At 61.4% G+C, this 18,888-nt stretch carries 16 protein-coding genes and 1 pseudogene; 7 read left to right on the forward strand and 10 right to left on the reverse strand.

Annotated elements, in window-relative coordinates; genetic code table 11:
• Nucleotides 1–3: 3 nt before the first annotated feature.
• On the reverse strand, nt 4–954 hold the full coding sequence (gene cpaB / locus Q7W83_RS03285) for a Flp pilus assembly protein CpaB (RefSeq protein ID WP_150634546.1): 951 nt from the start codon (nt 952–954) through the stop codon (nt 4–6).
• Between the two features lie 316 nt (nt 955–1,270).
• On the opposite strand from cpaB, the gene Q7W83_RS03290 reads away from it, so the two are divergent.
• Both Q7W83_RS03290 and Q7W83_RS03295 read left to right on the forward strand, forming a co-directional pair.
• A complete protein-coding gene (locus Q7W83_RS03290; protein ID WP_150654572.1) occupies nt 1,271–1,480 on the forward strand; it encodes a Flp family type IVb pilin in 210 nt (69 codons plus the stop codon).
• A gap of 54 nt (nt 1,481–1,534) precedes the next feature.
• Nucleotides 1,535–1,948: a response regulator gene (locus Q7W83_RS03295; protein ID WP_150634548.1), complete on the forward strand. Its 414-nt coding sequence runs from the start codon at nt 1,535–1,537 to the stop codon at nt 1,946–1,948.
• Between the two features lie 124 nt (nt 1,949–2,072).
• Here the strand turns inward: Q7W83_RS03295 and Q7W83_RS03300 are convergent, their stop codons facing one another.
• From Q7W83_RS03300 to Q7W83_RS03315, 4 genes are all read right to left on the reverse strand, one after another.
• Nucleotides 2,073–3,740 (reverse strand): ShlB/FhaC/HecB family hemolysin secretion/activation protein, encoded by a 1,668-nt coding sequence (locus tag Q7W83_RS03300; RefSeq protein ID WP_473655663.1) that lies wholly within the window; start codon nt 3,738–3,740, stop codon nt 2,073–2,075.
• Nucleotides 3,741–3,877: 137 nt separating this feature from the next.
• A complete protein-coding gene (locus Q7W83_RS03305; protein WP_473655664.1) occupies nt 3,878–5,314 on the reverse strand; it encodes a collagen-like triple helix repeat-containing protein in 1,437 nt (478 codons plus the stop codon).
• Nucleotides 5,315–5,744: 430 nt separating this feature from the next.
• On the reverse strand, nt 5,745–6,599 hold the full coding sequence (locus tag Q7W83_RS03310) for a MaoC family dehydratase (protein WP_473655665.1): 855 nt from the start codon (nt 6,597–6,599) through the stop codon (nt 5,745–5,747).
• Between the two features lie 2 nt (nt 6,600–6,601).
• Entirely contained in the window at nt 6,602–7,954 is a 1,353-nt protein-coding gene (locus Q7W83_RS03315; protein ID WP_473655666.1) for a 3-oxoacyl-ACP reductase, read from the reverse strand.
• A gap of 172 nt (nt 7,955–8,126) precedes the next feature.
• Between Q7W83_RS03315 and Q7W83_RS03320 the strand changes: the two genes are divergently transcribed.
• Entirely contained in the window at nt 8,127–9,404 is a 1,278-nt protein-coding gene (locus tag Q7W83_RS03320; protein WP_473655667.1) for an acetyl-CoA C-acetyltransferase, read from the forward strand.
• 178 nt (nt 9,405–9,582) lie between these two features.
• A complete protein-coding gene (locus Q7W83_RS03325; protein ID WP_150639592.1) occupies nt 9,583–10,374 on the forward strand; it encodes an AraC family transcriptional regulator in 792 nt (263 codons plus the stop codon).
• A gap of 92 nt (nt 10,375–10,466) precedes the next feature.
• Here Q7W83_RS03325 and Q7W83_RS03330 read toward each other — a convergent pair whose 3' ends face one another.
• Both Q7W83_RS03330 and Q7W83_RS03335 read right to left on the reverse strand, forming a co-directional pair.
• On the reverse strand, nt 10,467–11,234 hold the full coding sequence (locus tag Q7W83_RS03330) for a methyl-accepting chemotaxis protein (RefSeq protein WP_412072603.1): 768 nt from the start codon (nt 11,232–11,234) through the stop codon (nt 10,467–10,469).
• Between the two features lie 90 nt (nt 11,235–11,324).
• Nucleotides 11,325–12,413: pseudogene (locus Q7W83_RS03335) on the reverse strand (cache domain-containing protein); the annotation flags it as partial.
• A 445-nt stretch (nt 12,414–12,858) separates the two neighbouring features.
• Between Q7W83_RS03335 and Q7W83_RS03340 the strand changes: the two are divergent.
• Nucleotides 12,859–13,752: a PA4780 family RIO1-like protein kinase gene (locus Q7W83_RS03340; RefSeq protein ID WP_010463815.1), complete on the forward strand. Its 894-nt coding sequence runs from the start codon at nt 12,859–12,861 to the stop codon at nt 13,750–13,752.
• Nucleotides 13,753–13,982: 230 nt separating this feature from the next.
• On the forward strand, nt 13,983–15,200 hold the full coding sequence (locus Q7W83_RS03345) for an MFS transporter (RefSeq protein ID WP_150639591.1): 1,218 nt from the start codon (nt 13,983–13,985) through the stop codon (nt 15,198–15,200).
• On the opposite strand, the gene cueR is transcribed toward Q7W83_RS03345, so the two are convergent.
• From cueR to Q7W83_RS03360, 3 genes are all read right to left on the reverse strand, one after another.
• Entirely contained in the window at nt 15,154–15,567 is a 414-nt protein-coding gene (gene cueR, locus Q7W83_RS03350) for a Cu(I)-responsive transcriptional regulator (protein ID WP_150639590.1), read from the reverse strand. The two genes, Q7W83_RS03345 and cueR, sit on opposite strands and share 47 nt — an antisense overlap.
• On the reverse strand, nt 15,564–17,957 hold the full coding sequence (locus Q7W83_RS03355) for a heavy metal translocating P-type ATPase (RefSeq protein WP_473655668.1): 2,394 nt from the start codon (nt 17,955–17,957) through the stop codon (nt 15,564–15,566). The genes cueR and Q7W83_RS03355 overlap by 4 nt, the downstream gene beginning before the upstream one ends.
• A 133-nt stretch (nt 17,958–18,090) precedes the next feature.
• Complete coding sequence (locus Q7W83_RS03360) at nt 18,091–18,474, reverse strand: hypothetical protein (RefSeq protein ID WP_150634121.1); 384 nt, start codon at nt 18,472–18,474, stop codon at nt 18,091–18,093.
• Nucleotides 18,475–18,621: 147 nt separating this feature from the next.
• Between Q7W83_RS03360 and Q7W83_RS03365 the strand changes: the two genes are divergently transcribed.
• Nucleotides 18,622–18,819, forward strand: a complete 198-nt coding sequence (locus Q7W83_RS03365) for a cation transporter (RefSeq protein ID WP_150634120.1) — start codon at nt 18,622–18,624, stop codon at nt 18,817–18,819.
• Nucleotides 18,820–18,888: the final 69 nt, after the last annotated feature.

An 18,888-nucleotide genomic window follows, 5' to 3' on the forward strand; every position in this document is an offset into this window, starting at 1 on the left:
GATTCAGGGAGTTTGTTGCGTGATTTCGTTGCCGCGAATGACTTCCACACTCGACTTGCGCGGTGCTGCGACGATGCTGCTGGTGGTGATGGGCTTGGGCGCGGGCGTCATGGCCAATTGGTTGAACTGGATCAGCTCGCGGTTGGTGTCGGCGAGGTTGGCCGAAGCCTCGCTTTCGCCAGCCCAGTAACGGGCCAGGCGTTTCTCCTCGGCGCTGCGTACCGCCAGGCGCAACACCCCGGCCTGAGCCGCAAGCATCAGACGACTCAAGAGTGCTTCGGGAACGGCGAGCACCACCGTCCGCGCGCTGACGCGCGACTGTTCCTGCTTGAGCTTTTCTTCGCTGCTGTGCGCCGGGCTGGCGGGTTGGCCGTCGTTGGTCAGCCCCAACTGCTCGCCGACCGCGAGTACGCGCAGGGCCGGGACCACCAATTGAGCCGATGGCTGCGGGTTGTTGCTGTCCAGACGCAAAAACAGCAGCACATCTACATAATCCCCGGGCGTCAGTTGCCCTCCAGCATTGATAACTTCATCGACGGCCACGGCGAGGGCGCGCTCATCGGGGCGAATCATTCGCGCCAGTTTGCTGCCGGCCTCGAAGCTTTCGTCATTGAGCCAGGTGCCGGCGGCCAGGGCGCGCCAGGTCGTCTTTCCGATGGCTTGATCGATCCGGCTCAGGCTGCCGGCGGGGACGATGGCGAGTTTTTCCACGGCCACGTCGGCTGCGGTGATTTGCTCGAACGGCGCGAGGTCCCGCAGCAGTACTACCACCGGATGACGGGTGGGATCCTCGACGGAAGCAGGTGCCTGTGGGGTGGGATCGGACGAACCCCTGTCAACTTGCGCGACAGGTTCGGCAGTGGGTTGACGGCTTAGCGTCAGGCCCCAGTAACCGGCAATCATGGCGCCCACCAGCAGCACGCCGGCCAGGCCCAGGGTGACACGACTGTTCATAACGGCTCTCCCTTTCCTGCTGCTCAAACAACCTCGTCTTTTCCAACGAGACAACTTCTCAAACAGGCAGCTATGAACTTGAACTATTTCGCTATTTGACGGTAGCGCAGCTAGAGCGAAACGCCATTACTGCTTTGAAAATAACTGGCGAAGGGCGCAAAGCATGCGGTTTTTTTAACGTCAACGAAAGGGCTAGTACTTTAGTGATAATTCGTTTTTACAGTTGTTGGCAGGGGGAATGCCGACAATGCTGATGCTGGCATAGGGGAATCATGTTGCGACAGCGCAACACCCGCCGCCATCAAGGAGAAATGTCATGTCCTTCACCAAGCTCGCTCAGAAGATCAAATCCGAAATCGCTTTTTACAAAGGTTTGGCAAAAGACACTGAGGGGGCTTCAGGTATCGAGTACGCGATTGTTGCGGCGATGGTGGCTGTAGTCATTGCGGGGCTCAGTGCGGGAATGGGCACGACGATCACGACTATCTTTGGAAAAATCACCACGGCATTGGGTGGCACTCCGTAAGTTGCCGCAATTAAAAAATCCAACGTTAGCGATAGTTCATTCCAGGTGTTGCCTATGAACGCGCCCGCTGTTGCGCGCCAACAACTTCTGCTGGTCGATGACGAGGAAGATGCGTTGCTTGAACTGGCAGAGTTGCTGGAGGGCGAGGGTTTTGATTGCCTCACCGCCACGTCGGTCAAGCTCGCGCTGCACCACCTGACTCGTCACCCCGATATCGCGTTGGTCATCACTGATCTGCGGATGCCGGAGGAGAGCGGCATGTCGTTGATCAAGCGGTTGCGCGAGCACACGTCGCGTCAGCATTTGCCGGTGATTGTGACGTCGGGGCATGCGGACATGGAGGACGTCAGTGACATGTTGCGCTTGCAGGTGCTCGACCTGTATCGCAAGCCGATTTATCACGTGCGGTTGCTGGAGACGTTGAACACTCTGTTTCCGCAACCACGGCTGAATCTGGCGAGTCCTTAGCAATCCCCCCAACACCATCGGACCCTGTCGGCGCTGCGGAGTGACGCTTCGACTTGCCAGCGATGACGTCCTGAAGTCCCAATCGCTCAGCCTTTGCGGTTTCTGCAGGGGCGGGGTGCCCGGCCTACAACTGATAACTGAAACTGATGCTGTACCTCGGCTTGCGATTGAACGTATCCAGCGCCTCATCCGACATCGGCTTGGCCGCTTCAAGCGCGATGTTGTAGTACTTCGCGTCGCCAAATCGCAATCCGACCGCCGCCGAGGACAGGTTGTTGCCCTTGATCGGCAACTCGTTGAACCAGGTCCTGGCGCGATCCATCACCACATAAGGTTGCAGCACCCTGACCCAATTGCCGTCGCGGTTGAAGCTGTAGTTCAGCTCATACGCCACGCCCCAACCCTTGTCGCCCGAGGCCTGGTCATCGGGGTAGCCGCGGCCGAAGTTCTGTCCGCCGAAAACCGCGCGTTCACTTTCGGGCAAGGTGTCGTCGCTCCAGTACAGCGCGGCCGAAATCACTCCCTGCCAGTTGTCGAAAAACTTGTCGCTCTGCACCCCTGAGAACCGCAAGCGAAAGAAGTCCAGGTCTAGCTCAGGGTTGTTGGTTTTTGCTCCCATGCCGTCGATGCCCTGATACAGCCCGCCGCTGAGAATGCGCAGTTGTTTTTCATCGGCCTTGCGCCAGTCGCTTTCGAAGGCGAGGGCGCGAATGTCGGTGCGTTCCTCAAGGGTCAGCGGGAAGCCGACGACCTGATAACGCGTCTTGTCGTTGACCGCGTACAACCGCGCACCAGCGCCGAGCAGCTCGTTGGGCGAAGCAATGAACGGGTGACTGAAGCCAATGGAGTAGCGATCGTTTTCCCGGTGCGGTTTGAGTTCGATGCCGTTGTCCAGTTGCACGTTGGTGCCCGGGTCGGCGCGGTAACGCGAGGCGGACAAGGCCAGCTGCGTGCCTTCTGCGTTGAGGAACTGGTTGTAGTCCAGGCGGTAATAATGCTCATCGTCGTCCCCGGGTGGAAACAGTCCGCTGAGGCTCAGTTGTTCACCCATGGCCGTCTGCGAGTTGCTGCTCGCGCCGAGCAAGGCCTGGGTGCCGTTGCGGTTGTCCTCGGTCGCACTCAGTGAGCTGGTAAACGGCTTGCGACTGGCCTGGGCAACGAGGTAAGCCGCGCCGTCGGTGGTGCCCGGCGGCGGCACTTGTGCCTGCAAGGTCACGCCGGGAATGCGGCTCATCAGCGTGGTGTAGCGCTCGAAAGTCTTGCGCGTCAGGGGGCGCTCGGTTTGCAGTTTGGCCACCAGTTTGTCGAGCAGACCCTTGACCCGCCCGACGTCGCCCTGCAACCGGTAATCCTTGATGTAACCCTCCACCAGCACCACGCGCACCACGCCATTGTCGAACGACTGTTGAGGCAGAAACGCGTAGGACAGTAGATACCCGTCCTGTTGATAGCGACGCGTGATGCTGCGGGTGGCTTCGATCAGATCGGCGAGGCTGGTTTCGTGGCCGAGCAACGGCTGGAAGAGCGTTGCCAGTTCGCCGAGCGGGTAAATCGTCCCGCCTTCGATCTGCACGGTTTTGAGGGTGACTTTGGTACCCATCATCAACGGTTGGCCCTGGGTCGCTCCGGGCTCCGGCACTTGCAGCGGCGCAGAGGTCGGGCGGTAGGCGTCGGCGGGGAGGTTCGGGACAGGGAGGTTGCGAATGGTTTCGTTGCTGTTGAGAAAACTCGGAAGGGTGTCTGCAAAGGTACAGGTACTGACGGTGAGCAACAGCAAAGACGCAACGCGCATAGGACACTCCCTGTTCAATTCGCTACATCATTTGGATCTTCGTGTTCCAAAGAAAGGGCGGAAGACTCATGCGAATCTTCCGCCTCCAACCAAGCGTAGGCGCTGTAGGTAAGGCCGTCGAATCGGCCAGGTGCAATTCAGCGTTTGTTGCCGCCCAGGCCACCGAGGAGTCCGCCCAGACCACCGCCGGTCCCGCCATTGGCCAACCCGCCAACGCCGGTGACGGTATTGCCCAAGGAGGTGACAGTGTTACCCAGTGCCGCAGTGACCGGGTTGGCATTGCTGGCGACAATCGCGCCGCCGAGGTTGGCGACCGCGCCGCCGGCCTGGCCGGTCAGACCCGCGATCGGACTGCCGAGGCCGGTGGCGGCGCCGACGTTTTGGGTGAGGCCGGTGACGGCGCTGGTCACCGGGTTGAGCGCTGTGCCGATGTTGCCACCGACGCTGGCCTGTGCGGCGGTCGGGCCGAGATTGGCGACACCGCTGCCGCCCAGGCCGCCGCCTACAGTGGCGACCAGATTGCCGCCGGCAACAGCGTTTTTGCCAGCCGTGCCGACCACCCCGTTACTGGCGCCCAGGCCCTGGCCGAGATTGACCACCGCGCCGCCGACGGTTTCCAGCAGGCCGTTGCCACCCAGACCACCGCCGCTGCCGGTGCCTGAATCCTTGCCGTTGGACACCAGGCCACCAGCCTTGCCAACCGCGGTGCCGGTGTCGCTCAGGGCGTTGCCGAGGGTGTCGGTCACTGGATTGCCATTGCCGGCATCGGCGACGTTGTCACCCACGCCATCGACGGTATCGCCGACTTTCTTGATCACGCCTTTGAGCGGATCGCCCAGGCCGGTGGCGTCGCCCACTTTGTCCGTGGTGTTCTCGACCAGGGCAATCACCGGCACCAGTTTGCTTCCGACTTCCTTGGTCACCGAACCCAAAGGACCTGTGGTGGTTGCGGTGCTCAAGGTGTCGCCGAGCATGGTGACTCTCTCGCCGACGCCATCGAGCACTGGCGCGACTTTGGTGACCACGCCGCCCACCAGCGGGACGCTGCTGGTCGCGGTGGCGAGCTTGCCGCTGACATCGGAGACACCGTTGCCGACATCCTGTACCACGCCGCCCACCGAGGCGGCCGTGACGCCAAGGCCATTCGGGTCGGTGGCCAGTTTGCCAATGCCGTTGCCCAAGCCGTCACCCAGTGTGGTGACCACATTGCCGGCGGTGTTGGCGACGCTTTGAACCACGCCACCCACCACGGGAACTGAACTCAGGGAATTGCCGAGCTGCCCGACGCCATCGCCGAGGCCGCTGACGGTTGTGCCGACATCCTGTACCAGTGTGGTGGTCACCAGCGGCGAGACAGTCGGCGTGGTCGGGCCACCACCGCCTGTACCTCCACCGGTGCCGCCGCCCGTACCGCCACCACTTGCGCCACCGGCGCCCGTCGTGTTCGTGCTGTCAGGGGACGAGCCGTCGGAGCTGCTGTGATGACCACCGCCGCCGCTGCTGCATCCGGTCAGGCCGAGAGAGAGGACAAGCGCCAATGCTGTTGCCGAATTACACCAAACGTGAGTGTTCATGAGTGAGATTCCTTGCACCTGTAACAACGTCGTTGTTTTCGATAGCTCGCCGGTTCTGTCGTCGGCAATGCCTTCGTCCGTTGTCCACATAACAATCGCAAAGGCTCTGAATCACCATTCTCCAGTTGGTATTAACCCCTTATATACGGGCGTGCGGGTGCCGCCTAAGGACTAATACCTTGGGAGAAGTGTCAAAGAAAAATCCGTTTTAAATCAATGGGGCAGTTTTAGGGGGGAGGGTTGGAGGCAGCAGAAAAACTTAAGTTATATATACACAATTAACCAGGTATCCATCCCGAGTCACTGACCCGACGCGATCCTGTGGGAGCTGGCTTGCCAGCGATGGCGGCCTGAAAATCAACGCACATCCGAAGGTCTCATCGCTGGCAAGCCAGCGCCTGCAGGTTATGTGTGGGGTTCGAATCTGCTGTCAGGCAACCGGTCGCCATTGCCCGACCATGTGCTCCAGCTCCGCCGCGCCTACCAATTGGAAATCGCCGCTGGCCCCCGCTGTGCTGGCGAGCAGAGTCACCTCGCTGGGCAGGCGTACCGGCTTGCGAAACTGCACGGCAATCTCGACGTTGGCGATCGGTAAGTGATCGCTCAGCGCCGCGAGTGTCCGCGCCTTGTTCCACAACCCATGGGCAATGGCTGTCGGGAAACCGAACAGTTTGGCGCTCATTGCACTCAGGTGAATCGGGTTGTAGTCCCCGGACACTTTGGCGTATTGCCAGCCAATGTCTGCCGGCGCTTTCCAGCGGGTGACTTCAGTCAGCGGCAACGTCGAAGTCAGCACATCCTCGACCGGCTCGCCTTCCAGTTTGACCCCGCGACAGAGCATCCGGCTTTGCGCTTCCCACAACGGCCCGAGCTGATCATCGAGCGTGGTCAGCAGGTCGAACGTCGCCCCCTTGGCATGGGGTTGCAGGTTCTGCACCTGCACGCTGACCCGCGCACGGTTGACGCCGCCCATGGGCCGCAGGACGCGAATGCGGTTGCTCAGATGAATCAACCCCAGCAGCGGGAAGGGGAAATCCTTGGCAGTCAGCCGTTGCATCTGCAACGCAAACGCCAGGATGTGGGGATACGTCGGCGGCAACAAACCATTGTCGGCAAACCCGCAGACGTTGCGATAAGCCGCCAGGCGTTTCGGATCGACATCGACCCAGCAACGCAAACCCGAATCGGGCAGCGTCGTGCCGGTGATCTTGCGGCGCGTCGCGGCCTGCACGTACAACCCTGGCAGGCTCGGTTCGCGGTTGAGTGTGTGCCAATCAGTGATCATCGCTAAGCCCCCAAAACACTTTGTCCACAGACCCGCAGCGCTTGTCCGGTGAACGCGCCTGTGCCCGGTTGTGCCAGCCAGGCCACCGCTTCGGCAACGTCTTGCGGCAGGCCGCCCTGGCCCAGCGAACTCATGCGTCGGCCGGCTTCACGCAGGCCGAACGGAATGTGCGCAGTCATTTGCGTCTCGATGAACCCCGGCGCCACCGCGTTGATGCTGATGCCGCGCGCGTTGAGCAGCGGCGCCCAGGCCTGGGCCAGACCGATCAAACCCGCCTTGCTCGCCGCGTAATTGGTTTGCCCTCGATTGCCGGCGATGCCGCTGATGGACGCCAGCAAAATCACCCGGCCGTTGTCGCGCAAGGTGCCACTGTCGAGCAATGCCTTGGTCAACACTTGCGGGGCATTGAGGTTGACCGCGAGCACGGCGTCCCAGAATTCCGGGGTCATATTGGCCAGGGTTTTATCGCGGGTGATACCGGCGTTGTGCACCACGATGTCGACGCCGTCAGGTAACTGTTCGATCAACTGCGTGGCGGCATCTTCGGCGCAGATGTCCAGTGTGATGCTGCGTCCGCCGAGGCGTGCGGCGAGGGCGTCCAGATCGGTTTTCGCCGCAGGCACGTCGAGCAGGATCACTTCGGCGCCGTCACGGGCCAGGGTTTCGGCAATCGATGCACCGATGCCGCGCGCGGCGCCGGTGACCAGCGCCTTGAGCCCCGACAACGGACGCGTCCAGTCCGTCACCGGCGTGGCGCAGGGGGTCAGACCAATCACTTGCCCGGAGACGAACGCACTTTTTGGCGAAAGGAAAAACCGCAGCGGGCCTTCCAGTTGATCCTCGGCACCTTCGCCGACGTGAATCAGTTGCAAGGTGCCGCCACTGCGCAGTTCCTTGGCCAGCGAACGACTGAAACCTTCCAGTGCACGCTGAGCGCTGGCCGCAAACGGATCGCTCAACGTCTGCGGCGCGCGCCCGAGAATGACCAGGTGCGCAGAGTCGTCGAGGTTTTTCATCAGTGGCTGGAAGAACTCGCGCAGCTGTTTGAGCTGGTCGGTGTGCACCAGATGACTGGCGTCGAACACCACTGCCTTTAGCTTCGGGCCGTGACCGGGAATCCACGCGGTGGCGATCGAAGGCTCGCTGCCGTAGCTGTAAATCGCATCGGTCAGGCGGTTGGCGAAAGCGCTGACGTTCTGTGCCAGCGGCCCGCCGCCGATCAACAGCGCCCCTTCGACAGGACGCAGTCGGCCCGCCTGCCAGCGTTCCAGCCGAACCGGCGCCGGCAGACCCAAGGCCCCGACCAGACGATGGCCGATGGATGAATTGACGAAGTCGATATAGCGGTCAGACATGGAACGCGCTCCAGCAGCTGGGGTTCAAAGTGTGGACCACGAATGGCAATCAGTCGTTCGATCCACGAGATAAGGCCTACGCTTGGACATTGCAGATTGGTTTTATCCCGGGATTTTGTGGCGATCCCTGTAGGGGTTTAGCGCACATTTGGATTTTCATCAGGAGCTTTTCATGACTCAGCTGCGTCGCGTCGCGATCATCGGCGGTAACCGGATTCCCTTCGCCCGCTCCAACGGGCCGTACGCCACCGCGAGTAACCAGGCGATGCTCACCGCCGCACTCGAAGGCCTGATCGAGCGTTTCAACCTGCACGGTTTGCGCATGGGCGAAGTGGCGGCGGGCGCAGTGCTCAAGCATTCCCGGGACTTCAACCTGACCCGCGAATGCGTGCTTGGCTCACGGCTGTCGCCGACCACGCCGGCCTATGACATTCAGCAAGCGTGCGGCACCGGTCTGGAAGCGGCGTTGCTGGTGGCCAATAAAATCGCTCTGGGCCAGATTGAGTGCGGCATTGCCGGTGGCGTCGACACCACGTCCGACGCGCCGATCGGCATCAACGAAGGGCTGCGCAAAATCCTCCTGCAAGCTAACCGTGCCAAGACCACTGGCGACAAACTGAAAACCTTTTTGCAACTGCGGCCTGGGCATCTCATTCCGGAGTTTCCGCGCAACGGCGAGCCGCGCACTGGACTGTCTATGGGCGATCATTGCGAGTTGATGGCGCAGACCTGGAGCATTCCGCGCGCCGAGCAGGATCAACTGGCGCTGGAAAGTCATCAGAAAATGGCAGCGTCGTATACCGAAGGCTGGCACAACGACCTGATGACGCCGTTTCTCGGTCTGACCCGCGACAACAACCTGCGCCCGGACCTGACCCTGGAAAAACTCGCCTCGCTCAAACCCGCCTTCGAGAAAGGCGCCAAAGGCACGCTGACCGCCGGTAACTCGACGCCGCTCACCGACGGCGCGTCGCTGGTGCTGCTGGGCAGTGAAGAATGGGCGAAGGAGCGCGGCTTGCCGATCCTCGCGTATTTGCGCGATGGCGAGGCGGCGGCGGTGGATTTTGTCAACGGTGCCGAAGGGCTGTTGATGGCGCCGGTGTACGCGGTGCCGCGTTTGCTGGCGCGCAATGGCCTGACCTTGCAGGACTTCGATTACTACGAAATCCACGAAGCCTTCGCCGCGCAAGTACTCTGCACCTTGAAGGCCTGGGAAGATCCCGAGTACTGTAAAACCCGCCTCGGCCTCGATGCGCCACTGGGCTCCATCGACCGCAGCCGGCTCAACGTCAAAGGCAGTTCGCTGGCGGCGGGGCATCCGTTTGCCGCCACTGGCGGACGTATTGTGGCGAGCCTGGCGAAGTTGCTCGACGCTGCAGGCAAGGGGCGAGGGCTGATCTCGATTTGTGCGGCGGGTGGGCAAGGCGTCACCGCAATCGTTGAGCGTTGAATCAAGACCTGTGGGAGCGAGCCTGCTCGCGATGGCTGCGGCACATTCAACATTAATGTCGTCTGACAGTCCGCCATCGCGAGCAGGCTCGCTCCCACAGGGGATCAGCGGTGTTGAATGCGGGAGTGGCTTGGCCTAACGTCGACTCTTTAGCAACCTTGCGACACAAGGCTCATCAATGCCGACTAACGGACAACTCTCCCTCGAACGAACAATTCCCGCACTGACCGTGCTGCCGCGCCCACTGTATGCGCGGGCGGAAAGCCTGAACGCCGGTTCGTGGACGTCGTCTCACCGCCACGACTGGGTGCAGTTTTCCTACGCGATCAGCGGCGTTCTCGGTGTGCACACTGCCGAGGGCAGTTTCTTTGCGCCGCCGCAGTGGGGGATCTGGATTCCGGCGGATGTCGAGCATCAGGTCGTGACCTCGATGCGCGCCGAGATGCGCAGCCTTTATGTGCGTCGTGAGGATTGCCAATGGGCGGACGACCGGTGTCGGGTGCTGGAGGTGACGCCGCTGGCCCGGGAGTTGATCAAGAGTTTTTGCCTGCTGCCCGTGGAATATCCACAGGGCGACAGCCCGCAAGCGCGGCTGGTGAGTGTGTTGCTGGACCAGTTGGCGAATCTGCCCGAAGTCGGTTTCTCGCTGCCGTTGCCGCGCCATGAGCGCTTGCTGGGCCTGTGCAACGAGCTGATCGAAAGTCCGGAGCGCAACGTGACCTTGCAGGAGTGGGCGCAGCGACTGGGCACGTCGGAGAAAACCCTGATGCGCTTGTTCCAGCGTGAAACCGGGCTGAGTTTTCGCAGCTGGCGGCAACGGATGCGGCTACTGTCATCGTTGAGTTTGCTGGAGGAGGGGGACAGCGTGACGAATGCCGCGTTGTCGTGTGGATATGACTCGACATCGGCGTTTATTGCGGCATTCAAAGGGTTGTTCGGGTTTACGCCGGGAGAATTGTTCAGGCAGTGACGGCCTCATCGCGGGCAAGCCCGCTCCCACAAGGACAGCGCAAAACTCTGTGGGAGCGGGCTTGCCCGCGATTGACGCGACGCGATGCTGGATCAGGTTTTGAAACGGCGAACCAACCCGTCCAGCTCATTCGACAACCCGGCCAGGCTCTGCGAATCAAGCCGCGCCGAGTTCGCCAGTTCGGCCACCAACTGTGCATCGCCATGAATCTGGCTGATGTGCCGGTTAATGTCTTCGGCCACCTGATGCTGCTGTTCAGCGGCCGTGGCGATCTGGGTGTTCATGTCGCGGATCACGTCCACCGATTCACGAATCAGCCCGAAGCTGCTGCGCGCCTCGCCGATGCGGGTCACCGACTGTTGCGACACTTCCAGGCTTGCGTGCATTTGCTGAGTCACCTGGCTGGTGCGCTTGGCGAGGTTGCCGAGCAGACCGTCGATTTCCGCCGTGGAGTCGGCCGTGCGTTTGGCCAGTGCCCGCACTTCGTCCGCCACCACCGCAAAACCGCGACCTTGTTCACCGGCCCGCGCCGCCTCGATAGCGGCGTTCAGCGCCAGCAGGTTGGTCTGTTCGGCGATTGAACGGATAGTCCCGAGAATCGATTGGATGTCATTGCTGTCGCGCTCAAGTTGTTGCATCGACTGCGCCGATTGTTCGATTTCCTGGCTCAGGCGATCAACGCTGGTCACGGCTGCATCAATCTGTTGCTGACCTTCGCGCGCCTGGCGCTGGCCACTGTCGGCCGACTCAGCCGCCTGGCTGCACGAGCGTGCGACTTCGTTGGCGGTGGCGACCATTTCGTGGAACGCGGTGGACACCATGTCCACGGCTTCACGCTGACGTCCGGCCGCTTCGGCCATGTCGCTGGAGACCTGGGTCGAGCTCTTGGAGGTGGCGAGGATTTTGGTCGCGGCGCCGCCGATGCTTTGAATCAGGTTGCGAATCGCGGTCAGGAACTGGTTGAACCAGTTGGCCAGTTGCGCGGTTTCGTCGCTGCCACGGATTTGCAGGTTTTTGGTCAGGTCGCCTTCACCCTGGGCGATACCTTCCAGGCCATCGGCCACGCTGCGGATCGGACGCACGATGACGCTGGCGAAACTGGCGCCGACGATGGCGAAGACCACGGCCAGCACGGCGGCGATGATTGCGATCAACCAGGTCAGTTGGGTCGCGGTGCTCATCACATCGCTTTGCTTGATCAGGCCGATGAAGGTCCAGCCCAGTTGCTCGGACGGCCAGACGTTGGCCATGTAGCGCTCGCCATTGAGTTCGACTTCGACCAGGCCTTTGCCGGCCTTGGCCAGTTGCGCATAACCCTCGCCGAGGCTGCCCAGGGCCTTGAAGTTGTTTTCCGGTTGTTTCGGATCGACCAGGACGGTGCCGGAGTTTTCCAGCAACATCAGGTAGCCCGTTTCGCCGAGCTTGATCTGTTTGACCAGTTCGGTGAGTTGTTTGAGCGAAACGTCGATGCTGACCACGCCGCCGTTGGTGCCCAGCTTGTTGTCGATGGTGCGTACGGTGCTGACGTAGGACGTATCATTTTCGGCCCAGTAATAGGCCTCGGTACGGAACGGCTTGCCCGGTTTGGCCTGGGCCGCCTTGTACCACGGCCGCTGGCGCGGGTCGTAGTTGGCCAGCTTGGCATCGTCCGGCCACGACACGTAACCGCCGGCCGCTGTGCCGAGGATCGCGTAGGCGTAGGACGGATGGGCGTTGCCCAGGTCTTGCAGGAAACCGAAGACTTTTTTGTCCATCTCGCCTTGGGGAATGCTGGCGGCGTTGGCATTCATGTAGGTCTTGAGGCTGTCGTCGGAGTTTGTGATCAGCGGTTGCTTGGCCAGGTATTCGACGTTCTGGCTGATGCCGTCGAAGAACAGTTGCATGGCGTTGCTGACCTGACGGATCTCGCGACCGCTGTTGTCGACGAATTCGTCCTTGGCATCACTGCGCAAGTTCAGCACAACGAGGGTGGCAACCAGTACCACGGGCAAGCAGGCAATGATTGCAAACGCCCACGTCAACTTCTGTTTGATGTTCATCCGCGCTCCAGATTTTCTTGTAGGCCCACGCAGTGCAGATGACTCGCGGAATTATTGGCAGCCGTAAACGTACTTTTTGAACCCGATCCCTTGGGCGCGTCATCGTTTTTTGTCGGAACGATCGTCGGACAATTCACTTTGTTACTGATGACTTCGGCTGCTGAAGGCGGAAATTTAGGGCTATTGAAAAAAATCCTGCGGTGGATAGAGATCGGTATGTCGGATTCTGTCGTAAATCCCCTCGCATCCCTTCTCCAACAAGTGCTGCCGGCTCGGCTATGATCCTTGTCGGTCGATGGGCATCGGCGGGTTTGCCGGTTTTTTTCGGCACATTGTGTGCATCCGCTACGTTCATAGGTCGGCAACCCCTCCCCCGAATGAGTGGATTGCCGTATAACGAATGACTTTCGCGTGTTTGGTAATAAAGGACCCACAATAAAAGCTGATGAAGACTCCAAAACGCATTGAACCCCTGATCGAGGACGGTCTGGTCGACGAGGTGCTGCGCCCACTCATGAGTGGTAAAGAAGCAGCTGTTTATGTGGTGCGCTGTGGCAACGAGTTACGTTGCGCGAAGGTCTACAAGGAGGCGAATAAACGCAGTTTCCGTCAGGCGGCCGAGTATCAGGAAGGTCGCAAGGTACGCAACAGCCGTCAGGCTCGGGCGATGGCCAAGGGCTCCAAGTTCGGCAAGAAAGAAACCGAGGACGCCTGGCAGAACGCCGAAGTGGCGGCGCTGTTCCGTCTGGCCGGCGCGGGTGTGCGGGTTCCTAAGCCTTACGACTTCCTTGAAGGCGTGCTGTTGATGGAGCTGGTCGCCGACGAGTACGGCGATGCCGCGCCGCGTCTGAACGACGTGGTGCTGGAGCCGGACCAGGCGCGCGAATATCACGCGTTCCTGATCTCGCAGATCGTGCTGATGTTGTGTACCGGTCTGGTGCACGGTGACCTGTCCGAGTTCAACGTCCTGTTGACGCCGACCGGCCCGGTCATCATCGACTTGCCGCAAGCGGTCGACGCGGCGGGCAACAACCACGCGTTCAGCATGCTGGAGCGTGACGTGGGCAACATGGCCTCCTACTTCGGGCGGTTTGCCCCGGAGTTGAAAAAGACCAAGTACGCCAAGGAAATGTGGGCGTTGTACGAAGCCGGCACCTTGCACCCGGCCAGTGTCTTGACCGGCGAGTTCGACGAGCCGGAAGAGTTGGCCGACGTCGGCGGGGTCATACGCGAAATCGAGGCGGCACGCCTGGATGAAGAACGCAAACAAGCGGTCCGCGCGGCAGATGATGCGCCGCCCGGCAAAACCGAAGAACCGCCTCCACCCTGGATGCAGTGATCGGTTGAAAAGAAACCCGGCTTCGGCCGGGTTTTTTATGGGGGCACTGTTTTGAAACCGCGTCGCCTGCATCGCGGGCAAGCCACGCTCCCACAGGTCATGTGTCGTCCATTGAATGAGCGGCTGACACTCAACTTGTGGGAGCGTGCGGTGCGGCGATCCGACTTGCCCGCGATGGCGTCAGGCCAGACAATCCACAACGCCATACACCCCACACTCAAGGATTGAATGTGAACACCTCCACCCGCAACGCCCAGTTGATCATCGCCGCCCGTTTGGTCTCGGACTTCGGCGCGTTCCTCAACATGGTCGCCCTGGCCACCTATGTCTACCTGCTCAGCAACAGCGCCATGAGCGTCGGCATCTTCCTCGCCAGTCGCGTGGGTGGCGGGATTGTCGCCAGTCTGATCGGCACGAGGTTTTATCGCCGCTGGGCCGGGCGTCTGCCATTGATCGCTTTTGACCTGCTGCGCGCCGGGCTGCTGGGATTGCTGCTGGTGCTGCCCGTCAGCCAACAAGCGCTTTTTCTGCCGGTGATCGCTTTTGGCCTGGGCTTGGGCAATTCAATGTTCGCCATCGGCCTCAACAGCCAGTTGCCGCACTTGATAGATGGCGAGCACTTGCTCAAGACCAACGCCTGGATCACCTCCGCGTCGTCGGCGGCGATGGTCGGCGGAAGTCTGGTGGCCGGTCTGTTGGTGGCGGCGTTTGGCTTTGAAACGGTCTTCGCGCTGAACGTGGTCACTTATCTGCTGGCCGCGTTGTTCATCCTGCCGCTGCGGTTTGCCGGATCGCCTCCCGGTGCGCAGCCCGATGATGGACGAGGCGAATGGTCAGCCCTGCGCCAGGGGCTGCGCACTGCGCCGGTGGTGGCGGCCATGCTCGCGGTCACCATGGCCGACACCTTGGGCAGCGCCGCGCACAACGTCGGCTTGCCGATTGTTTCAAAGCTGCTGACTCCGGAATCGGCGAGCACCACCCTGGGCCTGATGCTGGCGGTATGGGCCGTTGGCAAGCTCATCGGCGCGCGGATCGCCAGCCGCTTGAAAGGCTCGGGCAACGTCAACCTGGAGCGGCGGTTTTTCTTCGGTGTGTTGCTGATGTCCTGCGGCTTCATCCTGATGTTTCAGCAACAGACCCTCTACGGTTTGTTGCTGTTCTCGCTGCCAGCAGGGTTGGGCGACGGTTTCTCTGAGGTCGGTCTGATGTCACGTCTGCAGCGTGAACCGGACCATCTGCGCCTGCCGATTTTCAGCTTCCTGACCTTGCTGCAAATGACTGGCTTCGGCATCGGTATGCTGATCGCCGCGCCCTTCTATTCATGGTGGACGCCCGGCGCCGTGGTGCTGTTGTTCCACGGCATTCCTCTCACCACGTTGCTGGTGGTGAAGGTGCTCGCGATCAGGGGCGAGCGGGTACGGCGCAGCAACCCGACTCAAGATTTTTGAGGATCGGGCAGTCCGGACGGTGATCGCCGTGGCAGTGCTCGACCAGGTCCTGCAGGGTGTCGCGCAACTGACCGAGTTCGAGGATTTTCTGGTTGAGCTCGTCGATGTGCTGACGAGCCAAAGCCTTCACGTCAGCGCTGGCGCGCTGACGGTCCTGCCAGAGGGTCAGCAGCTTGCCGACCTCTTCCAGGGAGAACCCCAAGTCCCGCGAACGCTTGATAAAGGCCAGCGTGTGCAAGTCGTCAGCGCCGTAAACCCGGTAACCGCTGTCGGTACGATGGGCCTCCTTGAGCAAACCGATGGACTCGTAATAACGGATCATCTTCGCGCTCAGTCCACTTTGGCGGGCTGCTTGGCCGATGTTCATCGGTTGTCCTCCAGATCCTTGGGTTTCCAGGTTTTCAACAGTAGCGCATTGCTCACCACGCTGACGCTCGACAATGCCATCGCCGCGCCGGCCAGCACCGGGTTGAGGAAACCGAACGCGGCCAACGGAATGCCGATCAGGTTATAGACGAAGGCCCAGAACAGGTTCTGACGAATCTTCGCGTAGGTCTTGCGGCTGATCTCCAGCGCCGCCGGCACCAGACGTGGATCGCCGCGCATCAGGGTGATGCCCGCCGCGTGCATGGCGACGTCGGTGCCGCCGCCCATGGCAATGCCGATGTCGGCGGCGGCCAGGGCCGGGGCGTCGTTGATGCCGTCACCGACCATCGCCACCACGCCGGTTTTTTTCAATTCGGCGACGGTGGCGGCTTTGTCGGCCGGCAGCACTTCGGCGTGCACGTCGGTGATGCCTAATGCCTCGGCGACCACTTTGGCGCTGCCGCGATTATCGCCGGTCAGCAAGTGGCTGCTGATGTGGCGGGCGCTGAGTTGTTGCACCGCTTGCAGCGCACCGGGTTTGAGCGTGTCACCGAAGGCGAACAGACCCAACACGGTCGGTTCGGGGCTTTGCTCGATCAGCCAGGACAGGGTCCGGCCTTCGGTTTCCCATGCGGTTGCCGCGTCGGCCAATGGGCCCACGCTCAACCCGCTTTCTTCCAGCAAACGACGATTGCCCAGCGCCAGGCGCCGACCGTCGAGGTTGCCGGCAATGCCGCGCCCGGTCAGGGATTGGCTGTCGCTGACATCGGCCACGGTCAATCCGCGTTCGGCACAGGCATCCAGAACGGCCTTGGCCAAGGGGTGTTCACTGCCGCGTTGCAGGGCGCCGGCCATTTGCAGCAGGGCGGCTTCGTCACCGTCGATGGCGTTCAGATGAGCGATGCGCGGTGCGCCCGAAGTCAGCGTGCCGGTCTTGTCGAAGACCACCGCGCTGACTTCATGGGCACGTTCCAGTGCTTCGGCGTCCTTGATCAAAATCCCGTGGCGCGCAGCCACACCGGTGCCGGCCATGATCGCCGTTGGCGTGGCCAGCCCGAGGGCGCAAGGGCAGGCGATCACCAATACCGCGACGGCATTGATCAGCGCGGTTTCCATCGGCGCGCCGTACAGCCACCAACCGATCAGGGTCGCCAGTGCAATCAGCAGCACCGTCGGCACAAACACCTGGCTGACTTTATCCACCAGTTTCTGAATCGGTGCTTTCGCCGCTTGCGCGTCTTCGACCAGACGGATGATGCGGGCGAGCACGGTTTCTGCCCCCAATGCCTGGGTGCGAACCAACAGGCGACCTTCACCGTTGATGGCGCCGCCGGTGACTTTGTCGCCGGGTTGTTTCGGCACCGGCAGGCTTTCGCCGCTGATCAGCGCTTCGTCGGCGTGGCTCTGGCCTTCGACCACTTCGCCGTCCACCGGAAAGCGTTCGCCGGGTTTCACCAGCACCAGATCATTCAGGCGCAAGGCGCTGATGGCCACGTCCTGCTCGTGACCGTCGATGACTTGAATCGCCCGCTCCGGGCGCAAGGCTTCGAGGGCGCGAATGGCGCTGGCGGTCTGGCGTTTGGCGCGGCTTTCGAGGTATTTGCCCAGCAGCACCAGGGCGATCACGACCGCAGAGGCTTCGAAGTACAGGTGCGGCATACGCCCGGCGGCGGTGGCCCATTCGTAGAGGCTCAAGCCATAGCCGGCGCTGGTGCCGAGGGCGACCAGCAAGTCCATGTTGCCGGCGCCGGCGCGCAGCGCTTTCCAGGCGGCCACATAAAAGCGTGCGCCGAAGATGAATTGCACTGGCGTTGCCAACGCGAATTGCACCCACGCCGGGAGCATCCAGTGCACGCCGAACGGTTGCAGCAGCATCGGCAATACCAGCGGCAAGGCGAGGGCGATCGCCATGATCAACACCCAGCGTTCGCGGTGCAGGCGCTGTTGTTGAGTGTCGGTTGTCGGGTGTTCGACTTCCCAGACGCTGGCGTGGTAGCCAGCCTTGGTCACTGCGCTGATCAGGGTTTGCGGATCGATCTGCCCGAGCAGTTCGAGGTGGGCGCGTTCGTTGGCCAGGTTGACGCTGACGCTTTTGACGCCGGGCACTTTGGCCAGCGCTCGCTCGACCCGACCGACGCAGGACGCACAGGTCATGCCGTCGATGCTCAATTCCAGACTCTGCTGCGGCACGCTGTAACCGGCCTGCTGCACCGCGTCGATCAACGCCGGCAAGCGGTCGCTGGGCGCTTGAACCCGCGCCTGCTCGGTGGCCAGGTTGACGCTGACGGCGCTGGTGCCGATGACTTTGCTCAAGGCACGCTCGACGCGCCCGGCGCAACTGGCGCAGGTCATGCCGGCAATCGGCAAATCAAACGTGGTGGATTCGGACATCGGTCGCACTCCCTGTAGTAGATGCCTACAGGATCAACCTTGCCATGCTGGCAAGGTCAAGCGCCATGATTCAGATCAACGCTGTGCTTTTATAGGAGCCGCCGGGCGGCGTTCCTGCAAAAGGACGGGGAGATCAGTAATCGAGGGCTGTCGGCTTCAGATACATCCCTTCCTGCGTCATCGCAATCCGGAACTTCAACACATCCCCGGCCTTGAGCGTGATGTTCTGCGAGCCCGGCGCCAGCAAGCCTGGGTTGCAGCCCGGCGCCTGACCCGGCAGCAGCTTCAGACGCAGGGAAACATTGCCCGGCGGCAGGTTGAACGAGGTGCTTTGTTCCTGAAACAACCGCGCCGACAGTTGATCCTGGAGGTACACGCCGATTTCGCAGTTGGTTGATACTTCCAGGCGCTCGCGGGAAATGATCAGCACACCGTAATCCTCCCCGGCAGCATTGACCGAGGGTACGGCGGCAAAAAGGCTGAGGAAGCCAAACAGGCTGAGAGCTGACCAGCGCATGGCTGAATCTCCTGAGATCGAGTCATTGATGCACGCAGCTTGGCCGAGCGCGGCGCCGATTGCCAGCCCGGCAGATCACTTCAGAACTTGACCTTGCCATGGTGGCAAGCTCAAGACTGCTCGCAACCTCACTAAAGGAGTCATTCCATGCAAGTGTTCAACGTTCAAGGCATGTCCTGCGGTCACTGCGTCAAAGCCATCACTCAAGCGCTGCAAGCCAAGGATCCTGCGGCCAGCGTGCGGATCGACCTGGCGGCAAAGGAAGTTGGCGTCGAAAGTACGTTGACCGTGGATCAGGTGATCGCCGCGATCAGCGAAGAAGGCTACGAAGTGAAAGTCGCTTAAGGCCAAACGCAAAAACCTGTGGGAGCGAGCTTGCTCGCGATAGCGGTTTGACAGTCACCGAAATGTTGA

The sequence above is a fragment of the Pseudomonas sp. 300 genome (genome assembly GCF_055803035.1).

Bases quoted from the DNA above. Each gene is read 5' to 3' on its own strand.
- cpaB (WP_150634546.1), bottom strand. From the start codon at position 954: ATGAACAGTCGTGTCACCCTGGGCCTGGCCGGCGTGCTGCTGGTGGGC.
- Q7W83_RS03290 (WP_150654572.1), top strand. From the start codon at position 1,271: ATGTCCTTCACCAAGCTCGCTCAGAAGATCAAATCCGAAATCGCTTTT.
- Q7W83_RS03295 (WP_150634548.1), top strand. From the start codon at position 1,535: ATGAACGCGCCCGCTGTTGCGCGCCAACAACTTCTGCTGGTCGATGAC.
- Q7W83_RS03300 (WP_473655663.1), bottom strand. From the start codon at position 3,740: ATGCGCGTTGCGTCTTTGCTGTTGCTCACCGTCAGTACCTGTACCTTT.
- Q7W83_RS03305 (WP_473655664.1), bottom strand. From the start codon at position 5,314: ATGAACACTCACGTTTGGTGTAATTCGGCAACAGCATTGGCGCTTGTC.
- Q7W83_RS03310 (WP_473655665.1), bottom strand. From the start codon at position 6,599: ATGATCACTGATTGGCACACACTCAACCGCGAACCGAGCCTGCCAGGG.
- Q7W83_RS03315 (WP_473655666.1), bottom strand. From the start codon at position 7,954: ATGTCTGACCGCTATATCGACTTCGTCAATTCATCCATCGGCCATCGT.
- Q7W83_RS03320 (WP_473655667.1), top strand. From the start codon at position 8,127: ATGACTCAGCTGCGTCGCGTCGCGATCATCGGCGGTAACCGGATTCCC.
- Q7W83_RS03325 (WP_150639592.1), top strand. From the start codon at position 9,583: ATGCCGACTAACGGACAACTCTCCCTCGAACGAACAATTCCCGCACTG.
- Q7W83_RS03330 (WP_412072603.1), bottom strand. From the start codon at position 11,234: ATGGCCGAAGCGGCCGGACGTCAGCGTGAAGCCGTGGACATGGTGTCC.
- Q7W83_RS03340 (WP_010463815.1), top strand. From the start codon at position 12,859: ATGAAGACTCCAAAACGCATTGAACCCCTGATCGAGGACGGTCTGGTC.
- cueR (WP_150639590.1), bottom strand. From the start codon at position 15,567: ATGAACATCGGCCAAGCAGCCCGCCAAAGTGGACTGAGCGCGAAGATG.
- Q7W83_RS03355 (WP_473655668.1), bottom strand. From the start codon at position 17,957: ATGTCCGAATCCACCACGTTTGATTTGCCGATTGCCGGCATGACCTGC.
- Q7W83_RS03360 (WP_150634121.1), bottom strand. From the start codon at position 18,474: ATGCGCTGGTCAGCTCTCAGCCTGTTTGGCTTCCTCAGCCTTTTTGCC.
- Q7W83_RS03365 (WP_150634120.1), top strand. From the start codon at position 18,622: ATGCAAGTGTTCAACGTTCAAGGCATGTCCTGCGGTCACTGCGTCAAA.